21 protein-coding genes are annotated in these 17,310 nt (G+C 59.4%); 7 read left to right on the top strand and 14 right to left on the bottom strand.

Going from position 1 to position 17,310, the window contains the following annotated elements; translation table 11 throughout:
* Positions 1–66 precede the first annotated feature (66 nt).
* Positions 67–420, top strand: a complete 354-nt coding sequence (yjdP, locus tag HMPREF3140_RS14730) for a DDRRRQL repeat protein YjdP (protein ID WP_004151729.1) — start codon at positions 67–69, stop codon at positions 418–420.
* Positions 421–440: 20 nt separating this feature from the next.
* On the opposite strand, the gene phnP is transcribed toward yjdP, so the two are convergent.
* The 13 genes from phnP to HMPREF3140_RS29560 all read right to left on the bottom strand — a co-directional run bounded on the left by phnP (position 441) and on the right by HMPREF3140_RS29560 (position 9,630).
* Positions 441–1,199 carry a phosphonate metabolism protein PhnP gene (phnP, locus tag HMPREF3140_RS14725; RefSeq protein ID WP_004186555.1) on the bottom strand — a complete coding sequence of 253 codons (759 nt, stop codon included), beginning with the start codon at positions 1,197–1,199 and terminating at the stop codon, positions 441–443.
* A 15-nt stretch (positions 1,200–1,214) separates the two neighbouring features.
* On the bottom strand, positions 1,215–1,778 hold the full coding sequence (phnN, locus tag HMPREF3140_RS14720) for a ribose 1,5-bisphosphokinase (protein ID WP_016946631.1): 564 nt from the start codon (positions 1,776–1,778) through the stop codon (positions 1,215–1,217).
* Positions 1,778–2,914 carry an alpha-D-ribose 1-methylphosphonate 5-triphosphate diphosphatase gene (gene phnM, locus HMPREF3140_RS14715; protein ID WP_004151726.1) on the bottom strand — a complete coding sequence of 379 codons (1,137 nt, stop codon included), beginning with the start codon at positions 2,912–2,914 and terminating at the stop codon, positions 1,778–1,780. The genes phnN and phnM overlap by 1 nt, the downstream gene beginning before the upstream one ends.
* On the bottom strand, positions 2,911–3,591 hold the full coding sequence (phnL, locus tag HMPREF3140_RS14710; RefSeq protein WP_070553024.1) for a phosphonate C-P lyase system protein PhnL: 681 nt from the start codon (positions 3,589–3,591) through the stop codon (positions 2,911–2,913). The genes phnM and phnL overlap by 4 nt, the downstream gene beginning before the upstream one ends.
* A gap of 107 nt (positions 3,592–3,698) precedes the next feature.
* Complete coding sequence (gene phnK / locus HMPREF3140_RS14705) at positions 3,699–4,457, bottom strand: phosphonate C-P lyase system protein PhnK (protein WP_004178305.1); 759 nt, start codon at positions 4,455–4,457, stop codon at positions 3,699–3,701.
* Positions 4,454–5,302 carry an alpha-D-ribose 1-methylphosphonate 5-phosphate C-P-lyase PhnJ gene (locus HMPREF3140_RS14700; RefSeq protein ID WP_070553023.1) on the bottom strand — a complete coding sequence of 283 codons (849 nt, stop codon included), beginning with the start codon at positions 5,300–5,302 and terminating at the stop codon, positions 4,454–4,456. The genes phnK and HMPREF3140_RS14700 overlap by 4 nt, the downstream gene beginning before the upstream one ends.
* The gene (locus tag HMPREF3140_RS14695) at positions 5,295–6,359 is read right to left on the bottom strand and encodes a carbon-phosphorus lyase complex subunit (protein WP_015959273.1); all 1,065 of its coding nucleotides are present in this window, start codon (positions 6,357–6,359) and stop codon (positions 5,295–5,297) included. The genes HMPREF3140_RS14700 and HMPREF3140_RS14695 overlap by 8 nt, the downstream gene beginning before the upstream one ends.
* Positions 6,360–6,944 (bottom strand): phosphonate C-P lyase system protein PhnH, encoded by a 585-nt coding sequence (gene phnH, locus HMPREF3140_RS14690; RefSeq protein WP_002885207.1) that lies wholly within the window; start codon positions 6,942–6,944, stop codon positions 6,360–6,362.
* Positions 6,941–7,393 (bottom strand): phosphonate C-P lyase system protein PhnG, encoded by a 453-nt coding sequence (gene phnG, locus HMPREF3140_RS14685; RefSeq protein ID WP_002885214.1) that lies wholly within the window; start codon positions 7,391–7,393, stop codon positions 6,941–6,943. The genes phnH and phnG overlap by 4 nt, the downstream gene beginning before the upstream one ends.
* Positions 7,394–8,119 carry a phosphonate metabolism transcriptional regulator PhnF gene (gene phnF, locus HMPREF3140_RS14680; protein ID WP_004177785.1) on the bottom strand — a complete coding sequence of 242 codons (726 nt, stop codon included), beginning with the start codon at positions 8,117–8,119 and terminating at the stop codon, positions 7,394–7,396.
* Positions 8,120–8,274: 155 nt separating this feature from the next.
* Positions 8,275–8,709: a VOC family metalloprotein YjdN gene (gene yjdN / locus HMPREF3140_RS14675; RefSeq protein WP_004177784.1), complete on the bottom strand. Its 435-nt coding sequence runs from the start codon at positions 8,707–8,709 to the stop codon at positions 8,275–8,277.
* A gap of 228 nt (positions 8,710–8,937) precedes the next feature.
* On the bottom strand, positions 8,938–9,273 hold the full coding sequence (locus HMPREF3140_RS14670; RefSeq protein WP_004177783.1) for a zinc ribbon domain-containing protein YjdM: 336 nt from the start codon (positions 9,271–9,273) through the stop codon (positions 8,938–8,940).
* A gap of 87 nt (positions 9,274–9,360) precedes the next feature.
* Positions 9,361–9,630: a hypothetical protein gene (locus HMPREF3140_RS29560; RefSeq protein WP_016831374.1), complete on the bottom strand. Its 270-nt coding sequence runs from the start codon at positions 9,628–9,630 to the stop codon at positions 9,361–9,363.
* 187 nt (positions 9,631–9,817) lie between these two features.
* Here HMPREF3140_RS29560 and proP point away from each other — a divergent pair, with 187 nt between their 5' ends.
* Entirely contained in the window at positions 9,818–11,320 is a 1,503-nt protein-coding gene (proP, locus tag HMPREF3140_RS14660) for a glycine betaine/L-proline transporter ProP (RefSeq protein WP_004177782.1), read from the top strand.
* Between the two features lie 49 nt (positions 11,321–11,369).
* Here proP and melR read toward each other — a convergent pair whose 3' ends face one another.
* Positions 11,370–12,308 carry a transcriptional regulator MelR gene (gene melR / locus HMPREF3140_RS14655; RefSeq protein ID WP_004177781.1) on the bottom strand — a complete coding sequence of 313 codons (939 nt, stop codon included), beginning with the start codon at positions 12,306–12,308 and terminating at the stop codon, positions 11,370–11,372.
* Between the two features lie 239 nt (positions 12,309–12,547).
* On the opposite strand from melR, the gene HMPREF3140_RS14650 reads away from it, so the two are divergent.
* The 5 genes from HMPREF3140_RS14650 to HMPREF3140_RS14630 all read left to right on the top strand — a co-directional run bounded on the left by HMPREF3140_RS14650 (position 12,548) and on the right by HMPREF3140_RS14630 (position 17,022).
* Positions 12,548–13,900: an alpha-glucosidase/alpha-galactosidase gene (locus HMPREF3140_RS14650; protein ID WP_070553022.1), complete on the top strand. Its 1,353-nt coding sequence runs from the start codon at positions 12,548–12,550 to the stop codon at positions 13,898–13,900.
* A gap of 93 nt (positions 13,901–13,993) precedes the next feature.
* On the top strand, positions 13,994–15,409 hold the full coding sequence (gene melB / locus HMPREF3140_RS14645) for a melibiose:sodium transporter MelB (protein ID WP_004218080.1): 1,416 nt from the start codon (positions 13,994–13,996) through the stop codon (positions 15,407–15,409).
* A 5-nt stretch (positions 15,410–15,414) separates the two neighbouring features.
* Positions 15,415–15,537: a hypothetical protein gene (locus HMPREF3140_RS28835; protein ID WP_032412788.1), complete on the top strand. Its 123-nt coding sequence runs from the start codon at positions 15,415–15,417 to the stop codon at positions 15,535–15,537.
* Between the two features lie 147 nt (positions 15,538–15,684).
* Positions 15,685–16,641: a plasmid segregation protein ParM domain-containing protein gene (gene parM, locus HMPREF3140_RS14635; protein ID WP_004177778.1), complete on the top strand. Its 957-nt coding sequence runs from the start codon at positions 15,685–15,687 to the stop codon at positions 16,639–16,641.
* Positions 16,642–16,650: 9 nt separating this feature from the next.
* Positions 16,651–17,022, top strand: a complete 372-nt coding sequence (locus tag HMPREF3140_RS14630; RefSeq protein WP_016528813.1) for a plasmid partitioning/stability family protein — start codon at positions 16,651–16,653, stop codon at positions 17,020–17,022.
* The last annotated feature ends 288 nt before the right edge of the window (positions 17,023–17,310 follow it).

Raw genomic sequence — 17,310 nt, 5'->3', positions numbered from 1 at the left:
CCTCCGCTACCCGGGTTTCATGCGGATGATTAAGGTAGCGGCAGGACTCTGATGAGATTGGCCCCGATGAAACGTTACGCAACCGCACTGCTCTTTTGCACTCTGTCGCTGACCAGCCTGGCCGCTCGCGCCGATATTATCGATGACGCGATCGGCAATATTCAGCAAGCCATTAACGACGCCTATAACCCGGGCAGCAGTCGCTCCGATGACGACGACAGATACGATGACGATGGCCGGTATGATGACGGGCGCTATCAGGGGAGCCGTCAGCAGAGCCGTGACAGTCAGCGCCAGTATGACGAGCGGCAACGCCAGCTGGACGAGCGCCGCCGCCAGCTGGATGAACGCCAGCGTCAGCTCGACCGCGATCGTCGTCAGTTAGAAAGCGACCAGCGTCGGCTGGATGATAGCTACTGATTGCCCCCGCAGGCCAGCGCTTAATCCAGCGCTATTTCCATCCCGTCATAGCCCGCTTCGAAACCTGTCGGCAGCGGGTTATCCATCATCCAGACGTCAAACTGGTGGCTGATATGGGTGAGGATCACCCGCGGACAGCCAATGACCTGGTTAAGGCTGCGGACGGTGTTTAGATCGTTATGGTTACGCGGGGTCTGCGCGCGCGGCTCATGACTGCAGTCGATGATCATCGCCTGCGGGCGGTTATTGAGCAAAAACTTCAGCGACTTGTCCGGCAGCCCGGCGGTATCCGAGAGCCAGGCCAGCCGGCTGTGGGCCGACTCCAGCAGATAACCAAAGGTCAGCTTCGAGTGATTAAGGGGTAGGGGCGTCACCCGCAGCCCCTGCAGGTTAAACATCACAAACGGCGTGACGGTATGGCTAAAGTCAAGCAGACCGGGGTGTTTGAGCAGATCGTCGCAGCCGGCGTCATCCGGCGGGCCATAGACCGGAATCGACGCGCCGACTCCCCAGCGCAGCGGAAACAGCCCCTGCACATGATCCAGATGGTAGTGGGTCAGCAGCACCTGTTGAAAGCTGCCGGCGGGATGATGTTCCATCAGATCCGGTCGTCCGGCATCGAGCAGCGTCACGGCGCTGTTGAACGTGACCACTCCGCTACAGGGGCGGCGGCGGTGATTTTCCTCGCGGCGAGCGCGGCGGCAGGCCGCGCAGTCGCAGCCGAAGACCGGCACCAGCTGAGCGCCGCCGGTGCCGGTTAAGCGGAGGGTCAGGCTCATCGTGTCACCTTTTGTTTATACCAGTTGATCCGCTTCGCGCGCCGCGTGGCTGCGCAGCAGGCGGAAAAATTCATCGACCGATTGTCGGAGACTGCCGTCGTTATTCAATGTCAGGCAGTTGTCCGGCTTATAGCGCGCGGCGCGTTCCAGACGCTGGGCGATTTCCAGCGCGTTTTCCCGACCGCGCTGCTCCAGCCGCTGGCGCAGCACCGGCGGCGAGACGGTGAGACAGATCGGCACCAGCACCTCGCCGTAGCGTTCCCGGGCCAGCGCCAGATGGGCGCGGGAGCCGTTGGCCACCACGTCAAAGCCGGCGTGCAGCCAGAGGTCGATCTCCACGCCAATGCCATAGTAAGTATTGTTGGCGTGCCAGCTGAGAGCAAAAAGATGCTGCTCGGCGCGGGTAAAAAACTCATGTTCGCTGAGGGCGATATGATTCTCGCTGCCCGCGTTAAACGGGCGGGTTATGTAACGATGGGCCACCAGCAGCTGCGGGTGCTCGCGCTGGCGCAGCGCCGCCAGCAGGCTATCTTTACCGGAGCCGGAGGGGCCCACCAGCCAAATCAGTTTTCCTGGCATTAAAAGACCCTCTTTCCCTGGCGCCAGACATGGTCGATCTGGATATGTTCGCCGCGACGGTGCGCCAGCACCAGGTCGGCGCGTTTCCCCTCGGCGATGACGCCGCGATCGTCAAGGCCCAGCGCCTGCGCCGGATGCTGACTGACCAGACGGATCGCCTGTGGCAGGGTGAAGGCATTGTCCTCGGCGTCGGCGATACGGAAAGCGGCATCCAGCAGGCTGGCGGGGTAATAGTCAGATGAGAGGATGTCCAGCAAACCGTGGCTCGCCAGCTGGTGGGCGGCGACGTTGCCGGAGTGGGAACCGCCGCGCACGATATTCGGCGCCCCCATCAGGACGTGCATCCCGTGCTGACGTGAAGCCTGCGCCGCGGCCAGCGTGGTGGGAAACTCGGCGATCACGCTCCCTAGCTGGTGGGATTCGGCCACATGCGCCTCGGTGGCGTCGTCGTGGCTGGCGAGGGCGATACGGCGGGCGCGGCACATGGCGGCGATGGTCTGGCGATTGGGCTGCGACCAGGTGGCGGCCAGAGCCATCTGCTCGGCTTCAAAACGGTCCATTTCGTCATGCGTCAGATGATATTTACCCTGATAATAATCGCGGTACTTGCTGCGATCGGCGTACTGACGCTGGCCCGGCGAGTGGTCCATCAGAGAGACCATGCTCACCGACTCGCGATCGATCAGCTTTTCAAACAGCGGCAGCGTGGTGTGATGCGGCAGCTCGCAGCGCAGGTGCAGGCGGTGTTCGGCGCGGTTGAGACCGCGCTTTTGCGTCTCCTCCACGGCATTGACCATCTTCTCCAGATTCTCAAGACGATCGCCGCCATCGCGCACGTCGCCAATCGCCACGGCGTCCAGCACGGTGGTGATGCCGCTGGCGACCATCATGGCGTCATGGCTGCTCATCGCCGAGTGGGCCGGCCAGTCTACCTTCGGCCGCGGGGTAAAGAACTTGTCGAGGTTATCGGTATGCAGCTCGATAAGGCCCGGCAGCAGCCAGCCGCCTTCCCCATCCAGCGCCTGCGGCAGCCGGCTCTGGCTTTCGGCGAAGGCGAGGATGCGACCGTCATGGACTTCCAGCGAACCGTGGACCACCTCGTCGTCGAGAACCAGTTTTACGTTATTGATAATCATGCTGTCATTCCCATAGAGTGCAGTCGGTCGGCGACCTGACGGCGTACCCCTTCGTCATGGAAAATCCCCACGATGGCCGCGCCGCGCGCTTTGGCATCGTGGATCAGGTTGACCACGGCAGCACTGTTTTTGTCATCCAGTGAGGCGGTGGGTTCATCAAGGAGCAGGATCGGATAGTCGACCGCAAAACCGCGGGCGATGTTGACCCGCTGCTGCTCGCCGCCGGAAAAGGTGGACGGCGCAAGGTGCCACAGGCGTTCCGGAATGTTGAGGCGGGTCAGGATCTGGGCGGCTTTCGCGGCGCTCGCTTCGCGCGGCGTCCCAAGATCGAGCAGCGGCTGCATCACCACCTCCAGCGCCGAAATGCGCGGGATCACCCGTAGAAACTGGCTGACCCAGCCGATGGTGATTTTGCGCACTTCCAGCACCTTGCGTGGGGTGGCGGTGACCAGGTCCACCCATTCGTCGCCGTGGCGGATATGGATATGGCCGCTGTCCGGCAGATAATTGGCGTACAGCGAACGCAGCAGGGTCGATTTGCCGCTGCCGGAGTGACCGTGGAGCACCACGCACTCCCCGGCGTTAACGGTCAGCGAGGCGTCGGCCAGCACCGGCAGACGCACGCCGTGCTGCTGGTGCAGAACAAAGGTTTTATGGACGTTTTCAACGCGGATCATGTTAGCTCTCACGAGGTTGAGTTGCCGGGTGGCGCGTCGCTTACCCGGCCTACGAATAACGCACCTGTGGGCCGGGTAAGGCGCAGCCGCCACCCGGCAAAACAGCATTAATTCTGCAACACCGACGACACCAGCAGCTGGGTGTAAGGATGGTGCGGATCGTCGAGCACCCGGTCGGTTAAGCCACTCTCCACCACCTGGCCCTGCTTCATCACCAGCAGACGGTTCGCCAGCAGGCGAGCGACGCCGAGATCGTGGGTAACAATCACCACCGCCAGATTCAGCTCCACCGCCAGGCCGCGCAGCAGGTCTAGCAGCCGCGCCTGCACGGACACATCCAGCCCGCCGGTGGGTTCATCCATAAACACCAGCTTCGGCTGGGTGACCAGGTTGCGGGCGATCTGCAGACGCTGCTGCATGCCGCCGGAGAAGGTGGTGGGCAGGTCGTCGATGCGCGAGGGCGGGATCTCCACCTCCTGCAGCCACTTTTCGGCGGTGGCGCGAATGTTGCCGTAGTGGCGGGCGCCGGTGGCCATTAGCCGTTCGCCGATGTTGCCCCCGGCAGAGACCTGGCGACGCAGACCGTCCATCGGGTGCTGATGCACTACGCCCCATTCGGTGCGCAACAGGCGTCGGCGTTCGGCTTCGCTCATGGCGTACAGCGAGCGCTGCTGGTACAGCACCTCGCCCTGCTGCGGCGTCAGGCGGGCGGAGATTGCCTTCAGCAGGGTGGTTTTACCGGAGCCGGACTCGCCGACGATGCCGAGCACTTCTCCCGGCCACAGCTCGAAGGAGACATCGCGAAAACCTTTATCCGGGGCGTAGAGATGGGTCAGGTTATTCACAGCAAGTAATGGCTGGTTCATTTTTTCTGCCCCTCGCTCTGCTGGCGGCAATAGTCGGTATCGGAGCAGACAAACATCCGCTGGCCGCTGTCATCCAGCACCACTTCGTCGAGGTAGCTGTGGCGCGAGCCGCAGATGGCGCAGGGCTCATCCCACTCCTGCACGGTAAAGGGATGGTCGTCGAAATCGAGACTCTCCACCGGGGTATAGGGCGGCACGGCGTAGATCCGCTTTTCGCGCCCGGCGCCGAACAGCTGCAGCGCCGGCATCATGTGCATTTTCGGGTTATCGAATTTCGGGATCGGCGAAGGGTCCATCACGTAGCGGCCATTGACCTTCACCGGATAGGCGTAGGTGGTGGCGATATGGCCGAAGCGGGCGATATCTTCATACAGTTTCACCTGCATGACGCCGTACTCTTCCAGGGCGTGCATGGTGCGGGTTTCGGTTTCACGCGGCTCGATAAAGCGCAATGGCTCCGGGATCGGCACCTGGTAGATCAGGATCTGATCCTCCACCAGCGGCGTCTCCGGGATCCGATGGCGGGTCTGGATCAGGGTGGGGTCTTCGGTACGCTCGGGGGTGGCGACGCCGGTGACGCGCTTAAAGAACTGACGAATCGACACCGCGTTGGTGGTGTCATCCGCGCCCTGGTCAATCACCTTCAGCACGTCGTTCTCACCGATGACGCTGGCGGTCAGCTGGATGCCGCCGGTGCCCCAGCCGTAGGGCATTGGCATTTCGCGCCCGCCGAACGGCACCTGGTAGCCGGGAATCGCTACCGCTTTGAGAATAGCCCGGCGGATCATGCGCTTGGTTTGCTCGTCGAGGTAAGCAAAGTTATAGCCAGTCAGTGGGTTAGCCACGTTCGTTCTCCCGTTGCAGGCGTTTCAGCAGCGCCAGTTCGGCCTGGAAATCGACATAGTGCGGTAGCTTCAGATGCGAGACGAAGCCGGCCGCTTCGACGTTATCGGCGTGGGCCAGCACAAACTCTTCATCCTGCGCCGGGCCGGCAATCTCTTCGTCATAGTCCGGCGCCTGCAGCGCACGGTCGACCAGCGCCATGGCCATCGCTTTGCGCTCGCTCATGCCGAAGGTCAGGCCGTAGCCGCGGGTGAAGTGCGGCGGCTCCTCCTGCGGGGCGACGAAGCCATTAACCATCTCGCACTCGGTCAGCAGCAGCTCGCCAATATTGACGCTAAAGCCCAGCTCTTCCGGGACGATTTCCACCTGCACGTAGCCGCTGCGGATCTCGCCGGCAAACGGATGGTTGCGGCCATAGCCGCGCTGGGTCGAATAGGCCAGCGCCAGCAGGTAGCCTTCATCGCCGCGCATCAGCTGCTGCAGGCGCGAGGAACGCGAGCAGGGGTAGACCGGCGGGGTGCGGGTGATATCGTCGGGCGGCGTGCCGCGATCTTCCTCGGTCTTCGCCAGCCCCTGCTGCGTGAGCAGGCTAAAGACGTGCGGCGTCGGCTCTGCTTCGCCATCGGCTTGCTGCACAGACGGCGCTTCGCCATTGGCCAGCAGGGTAAAATCGAGCAGGCGGTGGGTGTAGTCGTAAGTGGGGCCCAGCAGCTGGCCGCCGGGGATATCTTTATACACTGCGGAGATGCGGCGTTCGAGGCGCATCTCCGCGGTATTAATCGGTTCGCTGACCGCCAGCCGCGGCAGGGTGGTGCGGTAGGCGCGCAGCAGGAAGATCGCTTCGATGTTATCGCCGCTGGCCTGCTTCAGCGCCAGCGCCGCCAGTTCGCGGTCGGCGATCCCGCCCTCGGTCATCACCCGGTCCACCGCCAGGCTGAGCTGGTCGCCTATCTGTTCGACGCTCAGTTCGGGAAGCCGTCCATCGCCCCGTCGTTTCTGTTCCTGTAAGGCGTGAGCGGCGCGGATCGCCTTCTCGCCGCCCTTGACGGCAACGTACATTTAGCACACCTCCACGTGGGTGGTGCGCGGGATCGCCAGCAGGCGCTCGCCGCAGGTGAGGATCAGGTCGATGCCCAGCGGGAACGGGTGCGGGCGTTCGGTTAATTCGTCGATGATGCAGTCCGGCAGCTGCGGCGCGATCATTCGCTCTTCGGCAATGCCTGCCCCGGTCAGGCGCAGCATGCGTCCGCCGCTGAGGCTGGCAAGCTGAACGATCAGTGTGACGCCGGTTTCCGGCGCGGTGACGGTGCCAGCGGAAAGGACGTTGAGCTGCTCGGCGCTGATGCCGTCATTGGCGACGGCAAAGACCGCCTGCTGCGGCTGGTCCACCAGCGGCGCGCCGGTATGAAAGCGCAGATTCTGTCCCACCAGATCGTTACGCAGGGCGCTGGCGAGCCAGACCGGTGTTTCATGATCGGCAAGGGTCAACAGCAGGCTGGTGGAGGCCACGTTCAATGGCTGCCAGCCGTGCTGAAGCTGCTGCAGGGAGACAATCACCCCCGGCTCGCTCATCGCTTTCAGCAGGCGACGAAAACTGTGTTGGGCATCCTGCACAGCCAGGGTAAAAGCGGGTTGTAAGGTCATACGTTATCTCCGCGAACCAGGGTAAAGAAGTCGACCCGGCTGGCGTTGACTTCGGCGCGTCGGGCTTCAATGCGCGCGCTGCGTAGCGCTTCCAGCGGGGTTATCAGGGTTTCCATTAAGGTGTGAAAATGGCGGGGCGACTGCAGCAGGGCGTCGATCGCCGCGCAGCGTTCAGCGTGCGGGCGGTCGCGGCCTAAGATCCAGCTGTAACCGAGGGTACCGTCAGCCAGGCGTACCGCTGCGCGGGTAAGGGTGGCGTCGCCGGCAAAGAAGCGGTCGCCGATACCGCCCATGCGGGCCTGGAGCTGTACCAGCCCGGTTTCCGGGGTGCGAATCAATTCATATTCCGGCGCCAGCTGCAGGGACTGCATGCGCGCCAGAAGGTCCTGCGGTTCACTGTGGGCCAGCACGGACATCCAGCGCTGGCGGGTGGCGGTATCGAAGTGCATTCAGTGCTCCATGGTAAATTCAATCATGTCGGCGCGGGTCAGGCTGACGGAGTACTCCGCCGTGAGCGACTCGCCCTCGCGGCTATTGAGCGTGCGGACGCAGAGCAGCGGCGCCATATTGGGGATTTCCAGCAGCTTGCTCTCTTTTGCCTGCGCGCGGCGGGCGCTAATTTTGGTGCGTACGCGGGTCAGTTCGACGTCGAGCCGATCGCGTAGCAGATCGTGCAGCGAGCCGTGGCTGAAGGTCTGTAGCACCGGCCAGAAGCGCAGGTCGGCGAAGTAGTGGTCGATCAGGCACAGGGCGACGCCATTGACCCGGCGCAGGGTACGCAGGTGGATCACGTTCTCGCCCTCATTGATGCCAAAGGCTTCGGCGACATGGGCGCTGGCGGGGCGCAGCACCGACAGCAGCTTTTCGCTGGTGGGATCGCTGCCTTGTTCCAGCAGGTTTTGGCTGAAGCGCGCCTGGGCGTTAAGCGGGTAGTCGATGGGGCGCATCAGCACCAGCACACCCACGCCCTGACGGCGCTGAACCCAGCCGCGCTCAACCAGCTGGTCGATAGCCCGGCGCAGGGTGTGGCGGTTAACGTCGAAGCGCGTCGCCAGCTGCTGCTCGGCGGGCAGATAGTCGCCGCAGCGATAGTGATGGCGCAGCTCCTGCTCAAGTCGGGCGGCGATTTCCTGATAGCGCGTGGGGTAACTGGTCGGATGTCTGGACAGGTGCATAGTCATCAAGCCTCACACAGCATAGGCGAGGAGCTTCCTCGCGTTGTGGGCCGATCCTGACCGGTTTATGTTGCATTTCGGTTAAGTGACGATGACTAAAGGATGAAGAGTTGATGCCAGGCGGATGACAGGGCGGCCGGGCCGCCCTGGGGGCGTCAGCCTTGTTTGACCACGTTGATCATCCAGGGGACGCCAAAGCGGTCGACGACTTTGCCGAAGCCGTGGGCCCAGAAGGTTTCCTGCCAGGCCATCTCAATGCGCCCGCCGACAGCCAGCGCGTCGAACCAGCGCTGGCCTTCAGCGACATCGCTGGGATCGAGGACGAGGGTGAAGCCGGCGTAATGCACATCGGGCCCGAAGGCGCTGTCGCTCAGCATCAGCTCGCCATTATTGATGCGCAGGCTGGCGTGGGCGATAGCATCATCCGCCATCTTCTGGCCAGACGGGCAGCCGTCTGACGCTTCCTGCGCCGCGGGCGGCATTTCGCCAAAGGTCATTTTAAACATCAGCTCCGCGCCCAGCGTCTGCTGGTAGAAGGCGATCGCCTCGGCGCAGTTGCCCGCAAAGGCAAGGTAGGGACTTAAGGACATGGTGAATACCTCAGTGACCGTAACCCGTAAAGCGTAGTCGCCCGGCAGGCGATTGAGCCAGACGGCAGGGCGAAAAGGGGCGCTGAAATATGACGGCAGGCGACAGTGTAAATAGCGGTTGCCGGCGAGGGAAATAACAGGATGCGCCGGTGGACAAACGGCCACCAGGATATCGGGAGCGGCGACGGTTATGTGAAAAAATAATCGTGCCGCCTACCCGAAATTAAATCAGTTCTTTTTCACAAATTCCGATTTGAGCTTCATCGGACCAAAACCGTCAATTTTGCAGTCAATATTGTGATCGCCTTCGACCAGACGGATATTTTTCACTTTGGTGCCGATTTTCAGCATCGAAGAGCTGCCTTTAACCTTCAAATCTTTCACGACGGTAACGCTGTCGCCATCGGCCAGTAAATTGCCATTGGCATCTTTAACGATCAGAATGTCGCTCTCTTCCGTCGCCTCGGCAGGGTTCCACTCATGGGCACATTCCGGGCAGATGTACATGCCGCTATCTTCATAAGTGTAAGTCGAATCGCATTTTGGGCAGTGTGGCAGTTGCATGACGCTCCTCATGATGTCGTCGAAAAACAGGACGTTGGTCCTTTAAACAGCGGCTGAGAGCCGAAAGTGGGTATGATTATAGCGCAATCACCCACTTTTGTCGGGTGTTTTTTTGCTAAAAAATAGCCGTGGTGTTATTCCGGAAAGAAGCGAATAAACGCTGAAATTAACCGCCCGAAGTGGAGCAAAATCGACGAAATAATTTCCGCGCGATCGGCAGGAAATGAACTTATTTATTTTCCGACACTCTGTAATGAGGCGGTAAATTTCTGTGAAGTTGATCGCAGATATAAACACTGTTAGGGTAAAAAAGGGGAGCAGGTCAATTTCATCAAGCATCACGATGAGCCGCTCCATTTATTCACCAGTAGCCAGAGCAGGCGTCAACAGGTTCGGTTGTACATTCTGTCAGCAGACAGTGCAGGCAAACCTGCTACGCTTGAAATGAGGAGCACAGCAATTCACCGCTCCTGACGCACGATGCGAATGGCCTTGCCATTCGGCGAAGAGGCGTGCACTCAAGGCGGAGTAGCAGAGGAAAAATATGCTTAAAAGGAAAAAAATAAAGCCCATCACCCTTAAGGATGTGACCATCATCGATGATGGTAAACTGAAAAAGGCGATCACCGCGGCCTCCCTGGGCAACGCGATGGAGTGGTTCGATTTCGGCGTCTACGGCTTTGTGGCCTACGCCTTAGGTAAAGTCTTCTTCCCCGATGCCAACCCAAGCGTGCAGATGATTGCCGCGCTGGGTACCTTCTCCGTACCATTTTTAATTCGTCCGTTAGGAGGCCTGTTCTTCGGGATGCTGGGCGATAAATATGGTCGGCAAAAAATTCTCGCGATAACTATCGTGATCATGTCGATAAGTACTTTCTGTATCGGCCTTATTCCGTCGTATGCCACGATAGGTATCTGGGCACCGATCCTGCTGCTGCTGTGTAAAATGGCGCAAGGCTTCTCGGTTGGCGGTGAATATACCGGGGCGTCGATCTTCGTCGCGGAATACTCTCCTGACCGCAAGCGCGGCTTTATGGGCAGCTGGCTGGACTTTGGCTCCATCGCCGGGTTTGTGATGGGGGCCGGCGTGGTGGTTCTCATCTCCAGCGTGGTGGGTGAACAGAACTTTCTCGACTGGGGTTGGCGTATCCCGTTCTTCCTGGCGCTACCGTTAGGTATCATTGGTCTCTACCTGCGCCATGCGCTGGAAGAGACGCCAGCGTTCCAGCAGCATGTTGACACCATGGAGCAGGGCGACCGTGAAGGACTGCAGGACGGGCCGAAGGTCTCTTTTAAAGAGATTGCCACCAAGCACTGGCGTAGCCTGCTGACCTGTATCGGTCTGGTGATTTCCACCAACGTGACTTACTACATGCTGCTGACCTACATGCCGAGCTATCTGTCGCATAACCTGCACTACTCGGAAGATCATGGGGTGCTGATCATCATCGCTATCATGGTCGGGATGCTGTTTGTACAGCCGGTTATCGGTATGCTCAGCGACCGTTTCGGCCGTCGCCCGTTTATCCTGATTGGTAGCGTGGCGCTGTTTGCCCTGTCGATCCCGGCCTTCATTATGATCAACAGCAACGTGACTGGCCTGATCTTCGCCGGCCTGCTGCTGCTGGCGGTGGTGCTGAACTGCTTTATCGGGGTGATGGCCTCCTCGCTGCCGGCGATGTTCCCGACGCACATCCGCTTCAGCGCCCTGGCCAGCGCCTTTAACATCTCGGTGCTGATTGCCGGTCTGACGCCAACCCTGGCGGCGTGGCTGGTGGAGACCACCCAAAACCTGATGATGCCGGCGTACTACCTGATGGTTATCGCGGTGGTGGGTATGGCGACGGGCCTGTCGATGAAAGAGACGGCTAACCGTCCGCTGAAAGGGGCGACCCCGGCGGCGTCGGATATCCAGGAAGCGAAAGAAATCCTTGGCGAGCACTACGATAACATCGAGCAAAAAATCGAAGATATCGATCAGGAGATCGCCGATCTGCAGGCAAAACGGTCGCGTCTGGTGCAGCAGCATCCGCGTATCAACGACTAACCGTTTTCACTGTTAATCATGCCGCCTGGGGAAACCCCGGCGGCATTTTTTATGCCTTCGGCAAGGCCAGGCCGTGACGCCGCTGCTGGCTGAGTTTACGGTACTGCTGCGGCGGCATGCCCACGTAGCGGGTAAAGGTGCTGTAGAAGCGGCTGCTGGAGCGAAAACCGGCGGTAAGGGCAATATCCAGGATGGTCTTGTCGGTATCGCTCAGCAGCGCCCGCACATGATTGATACGCATGGCGGTAATGTACTGCTTCATGGTCTGCTGCATCACCCGCTGAAAGACCCCCATCGCGTAGTTCGGGTTGAGCTTCACGTGCTCGGCAACGGCATTGACGGTCAGCGCCTGGTCGTAGTGGGCAGCGATAAACTCCAGCATCTGGCTGACATAAAACTGCGCGTGGCGCGAGACGCTGTTCTTGTGGGTGCGTGAGGTTTTATTGACCAGAATCGGCTGCCAGCCGGCGAGGCTCAGCCGCTTCAGCATCAGGGCGATTTCATCGATCGCCAGCTGGCGTATCTGTTCATTCTCGTGGCTCAGTTCCTGCTGCCAGCGGCGCACTTCGAAGGCGCTCAACTGCTGCGCGGCGAGGGATTTAATCACCATCCCATGGGTGACGTGGTTGATAAGCTCCCGGTCCAGCGGCCATGAGAGAAACAGATGCATCGGCAGGTTGAATATCGCCATCTGCTGGCAATCGCCGGGGCGGGTCAGCTGATGCGGCGTACAGGCCCAGAACAGAGTGATATAGCCTTTCTCAATGCGCACCACTTCGTTATTAATCAAATACTCGACGTCGCCATCGAACGGCACGTTGACCTCCACCTGGCCGTGCCAGTGGCTGGTGGGCATGGCGTGCGGCGGGCGCAGTTCGATATCCATACGCTGATACTCGGAGTAGAGCGCCAGCGGGCTGCGGCTCTGCTTTTCGTCGCTGCTGCACATAAAGGGATCGGGGGGCAGAGAGGTGAAGCGGTGTTCCATCGTTAGCGTATTCCTGAATTGTCAGAGTGGCTGCATTTTTCGCCAGAACTGACGACAGCTTAGCGGAAGAATCGGCCCATTTTCTCTCCTTTTTGCTCAATCTGTTCCCGAAATCTCAGATTTTGTGGCGCTTAATGGCCGATCTGAGCTTTCGGGAATGCTCCGGCGGGAACAGGGCAGCGCAGCGGGGAGCGGCGTGCCACTCTGCAAGTGTTCAATGACCTGATGGAGAGTGCGTGATGTCTGCCCCAAAAATTACTTTTATCGGCGCCGGTTCGACGGTGTTCGTCACAAATATTCTCGGTGATGTTTTCCAGCGCCCGGCGCTGAAATCGGCGCATATCGCGCTGATGGATATCGATGAAACCCGGCTGGAAGAGTCGCATATCGTGGTGCGCAAGCTGATGGATTCCGTGGGCGCGAACGGCGAAATCAGTTGCCACCGCGACCGGAAAACTGCCCTGCAGGGCGCCGATTTTGTCGTCGTTGCCTTCCAGATTGGCGGCTATGAGCCCTGTACCGTCACCGATTTTGCAGTCTGCAAGCGCCACGGCCTGGAGCAGACCATTGCCGATACGCTGGGGCCGGGAGGCATTATGCGCGCGCTGCGCACCATCCCGCACCTGTGGGCTATCTGCGACGACATGACCGAGGTCTGCCCGGACGCCACCATGCTTAACTACGTCAACCCGATGGCGATGAACACCTGGGCGATGTACGCCCGCTACCCGCATATCAAGCAGGTGGGTCTGTGCCACTCGGTGCAAGGCACAGCGGAAGAGCTGGCGCGCGACCTCGATCTCGATCCGGCGGATTTACGCTACCGCTGCGCGGGGATTAACCATATGGCGTTCTATCTGTCGCTGGAGAAAAAGCTCGCGGACGGCAGCTACGTCAGTATCTACCCCGACCTGCTACAGGCCTACGCCGACGGGCGGGCGCCGAAGCCGAACCTGCACGGCAACCCGCGCTGCGAAAACATCGTCCGCTATGAAATGCTCAAAAAGCTGGGCTACTTTGTCACCGAGTCCTCGGAGCATTTCGCGGAATACACGCCATGGTTTATCAAGCCGGGCCGCGATGACCTTCTCGCTCGCTATAAAGTGCCGCTGGATGAATACCCTAAACGCTGCGTCGAGCAACTGGCCAACTGGCATCAGGAGCTGGAGAGCTATAAGCGCGGGGAGCGCATTGAGGTGAAACCCTCCCGCGAATATGCCAGCACCATCATGAACGCCATCTGGACCGGCGAGCCAAGCGTGGTGTACGGCAACGTGCGCAACGATAATCTCATCGACAACCTGCCTCAGGGCTGCTGTGTGGAAGTGGCCTGCCTGGTGGACGCCAACGGCATCCAGCCGACCAAAGTGGGCGCGCTGCCGGCGCATCTGGCGGCGCTCATGCAGACCAATATCAACGTGCAGACGCTGCTCACGCAGGCGATCCTCACCGAAAATCGCGATTACGTCTATTACGCCACGATGATGGATCCGCACACCGCCGCGGTGTTGGGGATCGAAGAGATCTACGCGCTGGTGGACGATCTGATCGCCAGCCACGGCGACTGGCTGCCGGCCTGGCTGCACCGTTAATCCTCTTATGCCGCCGGGGGCAACGAACCCGGCGGTGCCTGTCACGCTCTATCAAACGCTGAAGGAGGCGCTGGCGACAGCGACCTGGACCCTATGAGTATTTCAATGACAACAAAGCTCAGCTACGGATTTGGTGCCTTTGGTAAAGATTTCGCTATCGGTATCGTCTACATGTACCTGATGTATTACTACACCGATATTGTTGGCTTATCGGTCGGGGTGGTTGGCACCTTGTTCCTGGTGGCAAGGATCCTCGATGCGATAGCCGATCCGATTATGGGATGGATCGTTAACTGTACGCGGTCGCGATGGGGAAAGTTCAAACCGTGGATCCTGATCGGCACGATAACTAACTCGGTGGTGCTGTATATGCTGTTCAGCGCCCACCATTTCAGTGGCGGGGCGCTGCTGGCGTGGGTGTGGCTAACCTACCTGCTGTGGGGCTTCACTTACACCATAATGGATGTGCCGTTCTGGTCGTTGGTGCCGACCATTACCCTCGATAAACGCGAACGCGAGCAGCTGGTGCCTTACCCGCGCTTTTTCGCCAGTCTGGCGGGATTTGTCACGGCCGGCGTCACGCTGCCGTTCGTCAACGCCGTCGGCGGCGCCGATCGCGGTTTCGGTTTTCAGATGTTCACTCTGGTGCTGATCGCCTTCTTCGTCGTTTCCACCCTCGTCACCCTGCGCAACGTGCATGAGGTTTACTCCTCCGACAGTGGTGTGAGCGAAGACTCCAGCCACCTCTCACTGCGCCAGATGGTGGCGCTGATCTATAAAAACGATCAGCTGGCCTGCCTGTTAGGCATGGCGCTGGCCTATAACACGGCGGCGAACATTATCGCTGGCTTTGCGATTTACTACTTTACCTACGTGATTGGCAGCGCGGAGATGTTCCCGTATTACATGTCCTACGCCGGGGCGGCGAATTTGCTGACGCTGATCCTGTTCCCACGACTGGTAAAAGGGCTATCGCGGCGCATTCTGTGGGCGGGTGCTTCGATCATGCCGGTGCTGGGCTGCGGCGTGCTGTTGCTGATGGCGCTGGGCGGCGTTTACAACATCGCGCTGATTTCGCTGGCCGGGGTGCTGTTGAATATCGGCACCGCGCTGTTCTGGGTGCTGCAGGTTATTATGGTGGCCGATACCGTCGACTATGGCGAATATACGATGAATATCCGCTGCGAAAGCATCGCCTATTCCGTTCAAACGCTGGTAGTCAAAGCCGGTTCGGCGTTTGCGGCCTGGTTTATCGCTATCGTGCTCGGTATCATCGGTTACGTGCCGAATGTTGTGCAGTCGCCCCACACGCTGCTGGGGATGCAGGCGATTATGATTGCGCTGCCGACGCTCTTTTTTGCTCTGACGCTGTTTCTCTATTTCCGTTATTACAAACTGAATGGCGATATGCTGCGACGGATTCAGATTCACCTGCTGGATAAATATCGCCGGGTACCGGAAAATGACGTCGAGCCGGAACGACCGATTGTGGTACCCAATCAGGTGTAAAAAGCGTGCGAAAACCGCTGACGAAAGAGGGGAGGGATGCTCTCTTTTTGAGCAAAAAACAGTGTCTTATAAAGACAGAAAGAGAAAACTGTAGTTCTCTATTTTATCTCAATTATTTCTCTTTTTGAGCGTTCTGGACTGTTTGTTTCTCCGATTGTTCTCAAATAAAACTCAGAATTGTCTCTTTTTCGTGCTCTTGCGCTGCTTTTTAACTCTTGCTACTCTTTTTGGGTCTTACATTTTTCTCTTATTTGTCTCAGTGATGGAGCAATGCAATGCGCATTTTTATCGATGATGGTTCAACCAATATCAAAATGCTGTGGGAGCAAGATGGCGAAACTTTCACCCATATCAGCCCCAACAGTTTTAAACGCGGCTGGTCTGCCACCTTCGGTTCGGGGAAGCCTTTTAACTACACGGTGGATGATGAAAAGTACTCATTCGACCTGATCACTCCCGATGCGCTCCCAACCAATAACATTGACTGGCAATATAGCCCGTTGAACTCCATCGCTGTCCATCATGCGCTGCTGACCAGCGGTCTTGAGCCACAGGATGTTGAAATTGTGGTCACCCTGCCGCTGACCGAATTTTATGATGAAGATGCGCAATATCGCCTCGACAATATTGAGCGCAAGAAAAAGAGCCTGCTGCGCGAAGTTAAACTGAATAAAGGCGTGGTGTTCAATATCACTAAAGTTACCGTGCGCCCGGAATCGATTCCGGCGGGCATTAGCCTGTGTGATGAGCTGAAACCGTCGCATTCGGTGCTGATTATCGACCTTGGCGGCACCACGCTGGATATTTCAATGGTCGCCGGGCAGATGACCTCGGTTTCGCGCATTTACGGCGACCCGAAGCTGGGCGTATCGCTGGTGACCGACGCCGTTAAGCTGGCGCTGGCCCGGGCGAATACCGACACCTCTAGCTATAACGTCGACCAGATAATCATCAACCGCCACGACGAAGAATACCTGACCGACAACATCAACGATCCGGATGCGGTTTCTGAGGTGAAGAAGGTGATCAATAACAGTATCGAACGTCTGACCACGCGTGTCCTGACGGCCATCGATAGCTTTAAAGGCTATTCGCACGCGATCGTCATTGGCGGCGGCGCGCCGCTGGTTGCCGACGCCATTCGTGAACGGATGGGTCTGCGCGAGGATCGTTTCGTGGTGGCTGAAGAGCCGCAGTTTGCCCTGGTGCGTGGTCTGAAAATTATTGGTTAAGGAGCGTCTATGACTCTGGATCGCAGAAAAGTGCTGATTTACCTGCGCCCGGATATCAGCGCCAGCGAGCGCTTCGCGGACGCAAAAATTGAGGCCCATCACCGTGGCGACCGCGGCGATATGTCGCGTACCGCGCTGCTGGCGGGGCTAGCGTTAGGGGAAGTCGATAGCCGCTTGCCGTCGATGCTGGCGGCGCTGCTGGCGGAAGATACTAAACCGGAAACGCTGCGTAAGATGCTGGCCTCGTTCCTTGAGATCCAGCCGGCCTCTCCCGCCCCGGCAGCTGCGGCAGCAGCCGCCCCGGCTAAGGCGCCGGAGCCGCCCGCGCCGGTGAGCGAGAGCGTCTCCGCGCGTAATCTCGCCGGTTCGTTACCGGATTAAGCGCTATTCCCGGTTTGCGCGACCCGGGAAACTCCCCGGCTTGCGCTGCGCTTAGTTTGTAGGCCGGGTATGGCGTAGCCGCCATTCGGCAAACAGGCGGCTCCCTGGCTGGGGTCATGCCCAGCGGCGCTACGCTTGCGCGGGCCTACGGATCCAGTGTAATGGTGGGTCCAGTACCATTTGTAGGCCGGGTAAGGCGTAGCCGCCACCCGGCATACAGGCGGCTCCCTGGCTGTAGCCATGCCCGGCGGCGCTACTGGACTGACCCCATAAAGTTGGATGGTTCAT

This window comes from Klebsiella sp. HMSC16A12 (assembly GCF_001808265.1).
Classification (GTDB): domain Bacteria; phylum Pseudomonadota; class Gammaproteobacteria; order Enterobacterales; family Enterobacteriaceae; genus Klebsiella; species Klebsiella pneumoniae.
This window is presented reverse-complemented; position numbering and strand designations above follow the sequence as displayed.